Annotated in this window: 13 protein-coding genes; 5 read left to right on the forward strand and 8 right to left on the reverse strand. The window is 72.7% G+C overall.

Going from position 1 to position 11,475, the window contains the following annotated elements:
* Window positions 1–5 precede the first annotated feature (5 nt).
* Complete coding sequence (locus ABD994_RS12115) at window positions 6–482, forward strand: nuclear transport factor 2 family protein (protein ID WP_345414529.1); 477 nt, start codon at window positions 6–8, stop codon at window positions 480–482.
* On the opposite strand, the gene ABD994_RS12120 is transcribed toward ABD994_RS12115, so the two are convergent.
* The 6 genes from ABD994_RS12120 to ABD994_RS12145 form a co-directional block, all read right to left on the reverse strand.
* The gene (locus ABD994_RS12120; protein ID WP_345414531.1) at window positions 479–1,288 is read right to left on the reverse strand and encodes a hypothetical protein; all 810 of its coding nucleotides are present in this window, start codon (window positions 1,286–1,288) and stop codon (window positions 479–481) included. The genes ABD994_RS12115 and ABD994_RS12120 overlap by 4 nt on opposite strands.
* A gap of 123 nt (window positions 1,289–1,411) precedes the next feature.
* A complete protein-coding gene (locus ABD994_RS12125; RefSeq protein ID WP_345414534.1) occupies window positions 1,412–2,080 on the reverse strand; it encodes a response regulator in 669 nt (222 codons plus the stop codon).
* Window positions 2,062–3,816, reverse strand: a complete 1,755-nt coding sequence (locus tag ABD994_RS12130) for a sensor histidine kinase (RefSeq protein ID WP_345414536.1) — start codon at window positions 3,814–3,816, stop codon at window positions 2,062–2,064. The genes ABD994_RS12125 and ABD994_RS12130 overlap by 19 nt, the downstream gene beginning before the upstream one ends.
* Before the next feature lie 97 nt (window positions 3,817–3,913).
* The gene (locus ABD994_RS12135) at window positions 3,914–5,338 is read right to left on the reverse strand and encodes a DnaJ domain-containing protein (protein ID WP_345414539.1); all 1,425 of its coding nucleotides are present in this window, start codon (window positions 5,336–5,338) and stop codon (window positions 3,914–3,916) included.
* 30 nt (window positions 5,339–5,368) lie between these two features.
* Window positions 5,369–5,791 (reverse strand): hypothetical protein, encoded by a 423-nt coding sequence (locus ABD994_RS12140; protein ID WP_345414541.1) that lies wholly within the window; start codon window positions 5,789–5,791, stop codon window positions 5,369–5,371.
* 214 nt (window positions 5,792–6,005) lie between these two features.
* Window positions 6,006–6,305, reverse strand: a complete 300-nt coding sequence (locus tag ABD994_RS12145) for a YciI family protein (RefSeq protein WP_345414543.1) — start codon at window positions 6,303–6,305, stop codon at window positions 6,006–6,008.
* A 169-nt stretch (window positions 6,306–6,474) separates the two neighbouring features.
* Between ABD994_RS12145 and ABD994_RS12150 the strand changes: the two genes are divergently transcribed.
* The 3 genes from ABD994_RS12150 to ABD994_RS12160 all read left to right on the forward strand — a co-directional run bounded on the left by ABD994_RS12150 (window position 6,475) and on the right by ABD994_RS12160 (window position 8,686).
* Window positions 6,475–6,885, forward strand: a complete 411-nt coding sequence (locus ABD994_RS12150) for an SgcJ/EcaC family oxidoreductase (protein WP_345414546.1) — start codon at window positions 6,475–6,477, stop codon at window positions 6,883–6,885.
* 57 nt (window positions 6,886–6,942) lie between these two features.
* The gene (locus ABD994_RS12155; protein ID WP_345414548.1) at window positions 6,943–7,923 is read left to right on the forward strand and encodes a sigma-70 family RNA polymerase sigma factor; all 981 of its coding nucleotides are present in this window, start codon (window positions 6,943–6,945) and stop codon (window positions 7,921–7,923) included.
* Between the two features lie 127 nt (window positions 7,924–8,050).
* Window positions 8,051–8,686 (forward strand): TetR/AcrR family transcriptional regulator, encoded by a 636-nt coding sequence (locus ABD994_RS12160; protein ID WP_345414550.1) that lies wholly within the window; start codon window positions 8,051–8,053, stop codon window positions 8,684–8,686.
* On the opposite strand, the gene ABD994_RS12165 is transcribed toward ABD994_RS12160, so the two are convergent.
* Together ABD994_RS12165 and ABD994_RS12170 are read right to left on the reverse strand one after the other, a co-directional pair.
* Complete coding sequence (locus ABD994_RS12165; RefSeq protein ID WP_345414553.1) at window positions 8,659–9,057, reverse strand: GNAT family N-acetyltransferase; 399 nt, start codon at window positions 9,055–9,057, stop codon at window positions 8,659–8,661. The genes ABD994_RS12160 and ABD994_RS12165 overlap by 28 nt on opposite strands.
* Window positions 9,058–9,116: 59 nt before the next feature.
* A complete protein-coding gene (locus ABD994_RS12170; protein WP_345414555.1) occupies window positions 9,117–10,289 on the reverse strand; it encodes a uroporphyrinogen decarboxylase/cobalamine-independent methonine synthase family protein in 1,173 nt (390 codons plus the stop codon).
* Between the two features lie 461 nt (window positions 10,290–10,750).
* Between ABD994_RS12170 and ABD994_RS12175 the strand changes: the two genes are divergently transcribed.
* On the forward strand, window positions 10,751–11,347 hold the full coding sequence (locus tag ABD994_RS12175; RefSeq protein ID WP_345414658.1) for an OBAP family protein: 597 nt from the start codon (window positions 10,751–10,753) through the stop codon (window positions 11,345–11,347).
* Window positions 11,348–11,475: the final 128 nt, after the last annotated feature.

Here is an 11,475-nt window from a genome sequence, read left to right on the forward strand (position 1 = left end):
CCTCCATGGCCACCCCCACCCCGACCCGTTCCCTCACCGCCGACGACCGGCTGGACATCGCCGCCGCGCTCGCCGACTTCGCCGCCGGCATCGACGAGCACGACCCCGCAATCCTCGGCCCGGTGTTCACCACCGACGCCACGCTGGACTTCGGACCCGCCGCCCGCGCCATGGGGATCGACTTCCCCGTCCTCGAGGGCCGCCGGGGCATCCTCGACGGCGTCGCGGCCAGCGTCGGACCCATGGACACGCTGCACCGCGTCACCAACGTCCGCGTCCTGCACGCCGAGGCCGGTGGGTTCCGCGTCACGGCCCTCGTCCAGGCCATCCACCACCCGCCCGGCGTCCGCGACCGCCACTGCACGATGGACAACCGCTACGACATGACCTACGTCCGCGACGACGGGGCCTGGCGCATGTCGCGGCTCGTGATCGAGAACAGGTTCTGGTCCGGCGACCCGCAGGTCATGCTCGGGGCCTAGCGCTCCCAGTCGCCGATGCGGTCCCAGAGCAGCTCGACGACGCTCACACGGCCGGGGGTGCTGCTGAGCTCCCGGGCGCGGTAGTAGGTGTCCTGCATCAGCGAGAAGCCGCCGCGCCGGTCGAGCTCACGGCCGATGGCCCGTACCGCGACGGGGGCGCGCATCCACGCGGGCTGCCCGGGGTCGTCGAGGACGGCGTCGAGGTGCGGCCGGTCGTACCGCTGGTCCTTCTGGCGGTCGGTGAGACCCAGCTCGACGTCCTCGATGGCGGCGGTCTCGGCGAACTCCGCCAGCGCGCGGGCCGTGTCGTCCCGGTTGCCGAGCACGGACTCGCGGTCCGCCGCCCACCGGGCGGCCATCGGCTGCCGCCGGTCCGGCGCCGAGATCACGTGACGCGGCACGCCCCGCGGGTTGCCCGCGTGCGGGACGACCTCGAGGCTCTCCAGCACCCCGCGGGCGCTGATGACGATCTTCGTGTCGTGTCCCCGCGGCGCGTTCTCGTAGAGCCAGTACTCGGTCCGGAGGAATCCGCCGCCGAGGCTGCCGAAGCCGGCGACGACCTCGGACCCCCGCAAGATGTCCGCCCCGGTGGAGCGACCGCCGCTCGGCTCCCCGAGCCGTCGCAGCACGGTGTCCTTGCTGCTCCCGACCGGGACGTCGTAGGCGGGGTGTCGGCCCGGCGTCCGGGCGGAGCGGGCCGGGACCGCCGCGGGGCGACCCAGGATCGGCGCGGGCGGAGTCCTGGTGGCCCGCCACTCGCGGACCACGAAGAACAGCACCACGAGCACGATCACACTGATGATCACGGTGGACACGTCCACCCTCCCCGTCCGTCGCCGCCGATCCCCTCGACGACGACGCTAGGGATAGCGGCGGGCGCGGGCCTGTGTGCCGGCACCCGACCTCGGATGGGTGCTGGCACCCAGCCCTCAGTGCGTCCGCGCGGCGTCCCGGAGCCAGAGCAGCACGGCGCGGACCCGACGGTGGTGCTCGGGATCGGCGTCGATGTCGAGCTTGGTCAGCAGGTGGGCGATGTGGTTCTCCACGGTGCGCTCGCTGAGGTGCAGCACCGCCGCGATGCCGGCGTTGGAGCGACCCTCGGCCATCGCCCGGAGCACGTCCCGTTCGCGGCCGCTCAGCTGGTCGAGCGGGCTGCGGGCGACGCGGCGGTCGAGCAGGCCGGAGACGACGTCGGGGTCGATGACGGCCTGGCCGTCGAGCAGGCGGACGAGGGCCTGGTGCAGGGCCGCGACGTCGGTGACGCGGTCCTTGAGCAGGTACCCCACCCGGCCGGAGCCGGCGCCGAGCAGCCGGACCGCGAGGCCGCTCTCGACGTGGGCCGACAGCACCAGCACCGCCAACCGGGGCCGCGTCCGCCGGAGCTGCTCGGCGGCCACCACGCCCTCGTCGACGAAGGTCGGGGGCATCCGGATGTCGACGACGACGGCGTCCGGCTCCGTGGCCTCGACCGCGGCCATCAGGCCCGGTCCGTCCGAGGCCTCGGCCACGACCTCGACGCCGACGTCCGTGAGCAGGCCCGCCAGCCCCGACCGGAACAGGGCCGCGTCGTCGGCGAGGATCACCCGCACGGCACCCACGCCCGGATGCGGGTGCCGGCCCCCGCGGGGCTGTGCAGGATGAACCGACCACCGAGGGCGACGACGCGGTCGGCCAGCCCGAGCAGGCCGCGACCGGTGGGGTCGGCACCACCGACGCCGTCGTCCCGGACCTCCACGTCGACCCCGACGTCACCGGGCGCGACTCGCACCCAGGCCCGTTCCGCCCCGGCGTGCTTTCCGACGTTGGTGAGGGCCTCGCTCACCACGTAGTAGATGCTCGTCTCGAGCGCCGGCTCGAGCCGGCCCACCCCGACCCGGACGTCGACCGGCAGGGCGAGCCGCTCCCCCAGCTCGGTCAGCGCCTCGGTGAGGCCGTCGCGGGTCAGCACCGTCGGGTGCAGGCCATGGGCGAGGTCGCGGAGCTCGGCCAGGGCCTTGCGCACCTCGCGCTCGACACGGTCGACCGCGGTCCCGTCCCCGCCGGCGGCGCCCTGACGGGCGACCGCGAGCAGGGTGAGGACCCCGAGCAGCCGCTGCTGGGCACCGTCGTGGAGATCCTGCTCGAGGCGGCGGCGTTCCTCGACCCCGGCCTGCACCGTGCGGGCGTGCGCCCGGCCGACGGCCTCCGCCTGGGCCTGCACCACCGCGCGCAGTCCGGCGTTCTCGATGACGGTGCCCGCGAGACGGACCGCCGCCTCCACCTCGCGGCGGGCGGCGAGCGAGGTCGCCCGGGTGCTCACCACGGCGCACAGGCGGCCGTCGGCTCGCAGGACCGGGATCTCGACCCGGCCCTCCGCGAAGGGCGCGCGCACCTGGCCGGTCTCCCCGATCCACTCGCCGCGCTCGGCCGACCAGAACGTCATCGACAGCTGCGGGTCGCGCAGGACCGACCGCAGGGCCGCCGTGACCTCGGCGTGCGGGCCGGTGCCGTCCGGGGCGGTCGAGGCGTCGAGCGCCTCGGTGAGCCGCAGCCGCAGCCGGGAGAGCCGGGTGGCGGCGTACACGAACGCGAGGGGCAGCGGGACCAGCAGCACCGCCACCAGCAGCGTGGTGCCCTCGTAGAACGACCACGAGAACCCGGCCGCCGCCCCGCCGACGGCGATGGCGCCGACCACCGGCGCGATCGAGTACCGGTCGACCGGCGCGATCCGGCGCGTCCGCGTCAGCACCAGCGCGGCGAACAGCACCGTGGACGGGAGGTAGAGCGCCGCCAGCACCGCCCGGACGACCTCGAACACCGCCGGGTCCGGAGCGAGGGAGGGCCACCACGCGTCGGCGGGCTGGCCCGACCACTCCGGCCGCGAGATCGCGACCCACAGCAGCTGGCCGCCGACGAACTCGACGGCGATCCACGTCATGAAGAGGCGCTCACGCAGACCGAACTGCGAATGCTGGTACAGCAGGACCGCGGCGACCAGCAGCACCCAGAAGACGCACTCCGCGAGCTGGCGCACCAGCGGCATCGCCCCGACGTTCCAGCCACCCAGGCTGTTCAACGGCCAGAGCACGGCGGTCGCGGCGAGCACCACACCCGCGGACCGCCGTCCGGGCTGGGCGGCCACCACCACCGCCGCGACGGCGAACCCCACCGCGACCAGGAGCGCGGCCGCGCTCGTCAGGGGCCGCACCGACAGCTCGGGCAGGTAGCAGACCGCGGTCCACACCGTGGCGCCCAGGGCCGCCGCGACGGCGAGGAGCGACCAGCTCTCCGTCCTCGGACGACCCGGGACCGGTCGTCGGGCGGCCGAGGGAGAGGTGACCGCCACGGTGCTCATAGCACATGGTCCATCGCACTCCGGCCGACGGCGTTACGCCGGACGGACGTCAGTGCCGCCCCCGCACGGTTCAGGCGATGGCCGCGGGCATCGGACGTCAGCCCGAGACGTCGTAGGTCGAGACGGACGACGACGAGCAGACGTAGACCTGGCCGTCGTCCGGGGCGGCGACGAGACAGCGCGCCGGCGGAACGCTCACCTCCCCGGGCGGGCGCAGCTGGGGAGTCGACGTGTCGAGCGCCGCGAGCGTGCTGGCCGGTGGCGACGGCGAGGACGGATACCCGAAGACCGCGTACAGCCGGCGTCCGTCCGCGGAGGCGGCGAGCCCCTCGGGTGCCGCCGGCCGCGCCGGGGTGCCCGGCGCGACGTACGAGAGCGCCACACCACCGGTGTCGGGCCGAAAGGTGCTCACCGCGGCGGTCCCGTCCGCGGTGCTGTTCGACGAGAGGTACGCGCGGGTCCCGTCCGGGGCGGCCACGAGGTCCCGGGTCGAGAACCCGACGGTCGCGGGTCGCCCGACCACCACGCCGCGGGCCAGATCGACGAGGGCGACCCTGCTGGCCGTCACGACGTAGGCCCGGCCACCGGTCGTCGGGGCCAACGCCGTGGCCGGGAGGGGCAGCGACCTCGCCTCGGTGCCGCTGGCCGTGTCGACGACGGCGATCCGCTCGTCGGTGGCGACGTACAGTTCCCGGCCGTCGGCCGACACGGCCACGGCGTTCGCGTCCGGGTACGGGAGATCGGCGGTGCGGCTCCCGGTCCTGCCGTCGACAACGGTGATCGCCGTCGACCCCGGCAGGAACGAGTTCGACTTGTAGGACAGGTAGACCCGCGCGCCGTCGGGCGCCACGGCCAGGGACGGTGTGGGGTAGGCGCTGGGCGCCACGTCCTGCACGTGCTCCGTGCGGAGGACCGCGCCGGCCGCCACGTCGATGACGACGAGGTTCCCGGACGTGTCGGCCGCGTAGGCGGTGCGCCCACCCGGCGCGACAGCGACCGCGTCGACCGAGACCGCGATCCGGCGCAGCGAGGCCGCGGGGGACACTCCGCCGGTCGGGGAGCCCGAGGAGAGGACGAACACCACCGTCACGACCACGACGACCGCCACCGCCGCGGCCCACCACCACCCCGCACGCCGCTGTGAGGACGCGCGCTCCGCGCGGACGTGCCGCTCCCACGCCTGCTGCTCGCGCGTCTGCCGCTCGCGCTCCTCGCGCTCCCGCTGCTCCCGCGCGCGCCGATCGCGGTCCTCGCGCTCGCGCTGCTCACGTGCCTGCTGTTCGCGCTCCCGCCGCTCGCCCGTGTCGCGGCCCGTCGACCGCAGCGTGCGGTCGTACGCCGCACGTCGCGCCGGGTCGTGGAGGACTTCGTAGGCCTCCTGGACGAGCCGGAAGAGCGCGTCGCTGCCGCCGTGATCGGAGTGGACCCGACGGGCCATCCGCAGGTAGGCCGCGCGGATCTCGGACTGCGAGCACCCCGCGGGGACACCGAGGAGCTCGTAGTGGGTGCTGCTGGTCGTCATGGCCGTGGCCCGGCGAACCCGACGCGGAGGTCAGTGCCGCGCCCGCCCGAAGTAGGCGTTCGCGTGGGGGCGGTACATCAGCACGATCGCGACGACGATGCAGACCGTCTGCGCGAGGTCGACGACGACCCCGACCGGCCCGCCCAGGGTGACCGTCGCCCCGCGCGGCGTGGGGACGGCCAGGGCGAAGACCAGCCCGACGACGGTGCCGACGACACTCAGGCCGCCGAGGACGGTGAGCGTGATGCGGGCCCCGTTGCGGCCGTTGCGCATCGCCACCACCAGCGCGGCGGCGACGACCGCGGAGACGACGACGAACCCGATGTGGGGCGCGCCGAACAGCGCTCCGGTGGGGGTCCGCCCCGTGATCGACGCGACGGAGACGTACACGGCGATCAGGGAGACCACGTGCAGGACGACGGCCGCCAGCCACCACCCCACCGACCTGGTCACCTCGGGCGGACGCGACGGCCGGGGTGAGGACGCCGTCGCCGACGTTGCGGGGCCGTCGAACGATCCGGACGGGCTCGGGCTGCTCATCGGCGACGTTCCTCCCTGCTCGGGGTGGCCGGGGGGGTCGGCCGTGCTCCCGAACCTAGGAGGACCTGGCGGCGATCTCTGCTGTGCCAGCACGCCGACGCGATGAGTGCTGGCACCCAGCCCGGGGCTAGGCGGGCCGGACGAACCCGGCGAGCATCGTGCCGATCAGCAGGCGCGCGGTTCCCGAGGTGACCGCCGGGTCGGCAGCCGCGAAGGCCCGGAGCTCCGCCTCGTCGACCCCGTCGACGACGCCGAGCCCGAACGAACCGGTCTCGTCGAGGACGGGCCCGAACACCACCATCCGACCCGAGTCGAGGTACGGCTGCCAGTGGGCGGCGTGGCGGGCCATGACCTCGCGTTCCTCGTCGGTCATGTCGAGCGCGAAGGTCGGCCGGGGACCTTCCAGCCTCAGGACGAACGTGGTCATGCCGCGATCGTCGCAGCCCGGACCCGTCGGCGGGACGCATCGGAGTCCGGCCGGCGGGACGCCCCGAATCCCTGTCCGCCGGCGCGATGAATCCCGGCGGCCGCGGCGGTATGTACCGGGTGCGTTCCCCGGACCGACCGGGCGGACAGGGTCTGGAGGAGATGATCACGTGTCGGACAGCCGACCGGAGGACGAAGCCGCCATCGAGGCCGTCATGGCCGACTCGTACCGGGCGTGGTCGGCGGGGGACGCCGACGGCATGGTGGCCGACTACACCGAGGACGCGACGGCCATCATGCCCGGCTCGCTCCGCGGGAGCCGTGAGGTGATCCGCGAGAACATGGCCCGGGCGTTCGCGGGACCGCTCAAGGACACGTCGACCTACAACAAGAAGCTCGGCATGCGGTTCGTCGGCAGGGACGCGGCGATCGTCGTCAGCGAGTCCGGCATCCTCTTCGGCAGCCAGACCGAGGTCCCTGACGCGGCGAAGGTGAACAACACCTGGGTGCTCGAGAAGCGCGACGGTCGGTGGCTGATCGCCGCCTACCACAACAGTCCCGCACGGACCCCGGAGCCGTAGGGGGCCTGCCGGACGACGCATCGGTGACGTGAGGGCGCGAGGAGGAGCCGCGGGGTGGTGACGAGGGTCGAGGGCTTCGATCGGTCGGTCGAGCCGTTCCGTCCGGAGCTGTTGGCGTACTGCTACCGCATGCTCGGCTCGCCGCAGGACGCCGAGGACCTGGTGCAGGAGACGTACCTGCGGGCCTGGCGGGCACGGGAGCGGTACGACGAGACCCGCAGCTCGCTGCGCACGTGGCTCTACCGGATCGCGACGAACGCCTGCCTGACCGCCCTCGAGGGACGCGGTCGCCGGCCGTTGCCGTCGGGACTGGTGACCGCCTCCGAGCCGCTCGCGCCGTTCCGGCCGGGAGAGAGCGCGTCGTGGCTCCAGCCCCTACCGGACTCCTCGCTGGCGGCGGGCGACCCGCTCGGGTCCGTGATCGACCGCAGCAGCCTGCGGCTGGCGTTCGCCGCCGCCCTGCAACACCTGTCGGCCCGTCAGCGCGGTGCACTGATCCTGCGTGACGTGCTGGGCTTCACCGCCGCCGAGGCCGCCGACGTCCTCGGCACCACCGTGGTGTCGGTGAACAGCTCCCTGCAGCGGGCGCGCGCCCGGGTGAAGGAGGTCGAGGCCGAGCCCGACGGTCTCCGCGAGCCGTCCGCTGCGGAGCAGCGCGCGTGGGTGGAGCGCTACATGCAGGCGTTCGCGAACGCCGACGTCGACGGCCTGAAGCAGTTGCTCACCGAGGACGTCGTCATGGAGATGCCGCCGATGCTCAACTGGTTCGCCGGCCCCGACAACTACGGCGTCTTCATGGAGTGGGTCTTCGAGCAGGCCGGCCGGGACTGGGTCCTCAGGGCTGTCGCGGCCAACGGCCAGTCCGGGTTCGCCGCCTACCGGCGCGTCGGTGACGCCTACGAGCTGCACACGCTCCAGGTCTTCACCGTCACGGACCGCGGCATCAGCCGGAACTCGGTGTTCCAGGATCCCGAGATCTTCGCGGCCTTCGGCCTACCGGCCGGACTCGACGCCCACGGCGCCGGAGACACCGCGTGACACCGCGTTCGTGCTGGTCTCTCGGGCTGTGGTGTTGCGCACGGTGCGCGGCCCACGGCCTCCTGCACGTTCGAGGAGACGCCCGGCCGACCTAGACTCGGACGGGTCGTCGGCCGTGGGAGCGAAGGTGACAACAGAGGGCGAGGCGTCGGGCGCCTCGCAGTCGCGCAGCGGTCGGGACCGGATCAGCGACGCGGCGTACGAGCTGTTCGCCCGCCACGGCGTCCGCGACGTCGGTGTCGACGCGGTGGTCGCCCGGGCCGGCACCGCGAAGATGACGTTCTACCGGAACTTCCCGACCAAGAACGATCTGATCGTGTCGTTCCTGGCCCGTCGCGAGCGGTTGTGGACCGAGCAGTGGCTGATCCACGAGAGCAGCCAGCGTGGGCGCCGACCGGCCGAGCGGCTCCTCGCGATCTTCGATCTGTTCGACGAGTGGTTCGCCCGCGAGGACTTCGAGGGTTGCTCGTTCCTGACCACGATGATGGAGGTCAACGACCCGGACGACGTGGTCTTCCGCGCCGCGATCGGACACCTCGCGCGCATCCGGAGCTACCTGGGCGACCTGGCCGTCGAGGCGGGGATCGACGGCCCGGAGGACTTCGCCCGGCAGTGGCACATCCTGATGAAGGGTTCGATCATGGCGGCGCACGAGGGTGATCGCCGCGCGGCCGCCGCGGCGCGAGAGCTCGGCGTGCTCCTGCTGGCGTCCCACGGCCTCGCCGCCGGCCCCGATCAGGTCAGGGACTTCTCCCCGAAGTAGACGGCGATGTAGTTGGCGTTGTAGGGCGGTATCCGCCGGTAGCCGGTGCGCTCGAAGAGACCGATGCTGTGGGTCTGGTGGACTCCGGCGTCGACCCGCACGCGCTGGTAACCGAGCTCGTGGCCGGCGTCCTCGAGGGCGAGGAGCAGTGCCCGTCCGACACCCGCCGAGCGGGCGTCGGGGACGACGTACATCCGCTTGATCTCGCAGACCTCGTCGTCGAGGCGCCGCAGCCCGCCGACGGCGACGGGACGCTCGTCGAGGAAACCCACCAGGAAGCAGCCGTGCGGTGGCGCCATCTCGTCGGGCTCGGTGGTCGAGCCGGGCCGGACCGCGCGGGCCGGGTACTGGGCGTCGAGCAGTGCGATCATCTCGACGAACAGTTCCCGGCCCGGCGGTTCGTCGCAGCGGCCGGACCGGAAGTGCAGTCCTATGACACGCCCAGCTTCTCGGCGGCCATCCGGGTGCCCGCGACCCGGTTCTCGATCTTCTGGAACGCGATGTCGCGGGCGAAGTCCGGCGACCCGTGGTTGGGCTTCTCGTCGATGGAGAACGGGGAGAAGCCGCAGTCGTCGGTGGCCCCGATCTGCTCCTTGGCGATGAAGTTCGCGGCGCGCTGGAGCCTTTCACTGACCTCCTGGGCGCTCTCCACCCGCGGGTTGCCGGGGTTGATCACGCCGAGGTAGGCCATCTGCGTCACGCCGTCGGCGTCGGTGCGCAGGTTCTGCCCGATCGCCTCGTACACCGGGTCCTTGTCGCGCTCGCTGGCGAGCTGGATGAGGAAGTAGCCCGCGTTGATCTTGAACATCTCGGGCAGCAGGTTGTTGTAGGGCACGTCGGCGGAGTGCACCGAGTCCCGGTCGCCACCCGGGCAGGTGTGGACGCCGATGTCCGCGCGCTCCTCGGCACTGAAGCGGGCCATGACGCCGTTGATCAGCTCGATGAAGTGGGGCAGCAGGCCGGCCCCGGTCCAGGGGTTGCGGGGGTCCTCCCGGGTGGCCAGACGGCCCTCCGTGAAGTCCACCGAGACCCGCGCGGCGCCCGCGTCGAAGCACTGGCGGATGTCCCGCTCGCACTCGTCGATCAGCTTGGCCTCGAAGTCCTCGCGCGAGTAACCCTCCACCGGCTCCTTGAGCGGGTAGAGCAGCGCGAGCATCGAGGGCGAGATGACGGCCTGCTTCATCGGCTTCGAGGCCAGCGGCAGCGACTTGCGCAGCGTCTCGACCGCGTAGTGGCTGTACTCGAAGGGCCCCTTGACCAGCTTCGGGAGCTGGCGGCCGTGCCCGTCGGCGAAGATCGCGAAGAACTGGCCCCCCGGGCCCAGACTCGGCGCCAGCCCGGTGCCGGCGAGGGTGTCGGTGATCGGATAGGTCGCGAACGACGACCACCGCTGCTCACCGTCGGAGATGATCGGCGAATCGGTCTTCGCGTAGCGGTCGAGGGTGTCCTGCACCGCGGCGTCCTGCTCGGCCTCCAGAGCCGCCTTGTCGATCCTGCCCTCGTCGTAGGCCGCGTAGGCGTCCTGCAGTCTCTGCGGCCGGGGCATCGAGCCGACCGGCTCGGTCGGGATTCCGGTCGTCGCGCGCGGATCGAAGCCGTGCATGCATCTCTCCTTCGAGACGGATCCCATCGAACCGGGACCACCCGCCCGACGGGCGGAACGGACTGAGAGAGACCGTCCTGTCTCTCGATCACGACCGTAGTGGCGCACCAGCGAGGGGGTCAACGGCAGCCAGTCCCCCACCTACGTCGAGCGGATGGCCGACCCCTGGCTCGGGGTCCTTCCCGACCTGCGCACGTCGGGACGGGAGCACCGGGATCGAGCCGGCCACGCGTTTCCGTCGTCACGACGCCCGGGAAGTCCGACCCATGAGCGACACACACGAAGGAGCACGTCGTCGAGACGGCGCCGGTCGGAGGCTCGTCGCGTCGGTCGGTGTCGGCGTCGCCGCCGGGGCCACTGCCGCGGCCGGCCTCCTGGTCGGACGCAAGGCGACGGCGGCCGCCCGCGTCGGTCAGGGGCATCCCCTCAAGCACCGCGTCCTCGACGTCGCGGCAGGGGCCATGCAGCCTCAGCACCCCATCGACGCCATGAGCACCTTCCTCAACGGCTTCCACATGTACGCCGACGACATGGGCCGGCAGGTCGAGGCCTCACACTTCTGCATCCACCTGCGGCACGACCTGCACCAGTGCGTGATCTTCGATCGCAACGCGTCGGACGCCCGCCTGATCGGGATCGAGTACATCGTCAGCCGCGAGCGGTTCCGGGAGCTGCCCGAGGACGAGAAGCGGCTGTGGCACAGCCACCACTACGAGGTGAAGTCCGGCTCCCTGGTCGCTCCGGGCATCCCCGAGAGGGCCGAGCACGCCTACGTCTCCGACCTGGTGACGACCTACGGCAAGACCTTCCACTCCTGGCAGTACGACCGGGACGACTTCCCGTACGGCGTGCCGCAACTGATGATGGGCTTCACCGCCGACGGGCAGGCCGACGACACGATGATCGAGCAGCGCGATCGGCGGCTGGGCGTGTCCACGTCGCACAAGCGGGAGTACCGGGCCGACATCCCGATGCCCGACGTGGAGCCGGGCGCGAACGCCTGGGAGAGCGGACGGAGCGTCCAGACCCGGCTGGACGAGGTGGACTTCCGGCGGTAGCTCCTCGAGCAGATCGTCACTCGACGGCGCCCCGGCCTGCAGATCGTCAGGGAGGCCAGGGAGTCACCTGACGATCACCTGACGACGACGCCGTCGGAGTGCCAGGAACCCTTCGTGCGCCACGACGA

Source organism: Actinomycetospora chlora (assembly GCF_039542135.1).
Taxonomy (GTDB): domain Bacteria; phylum Actinomycetota; class Actinomycetes; order Mycobacteriales; family Pseudonocardiaceae; genus Actinomycetospora; species Actinomycetospora chlora.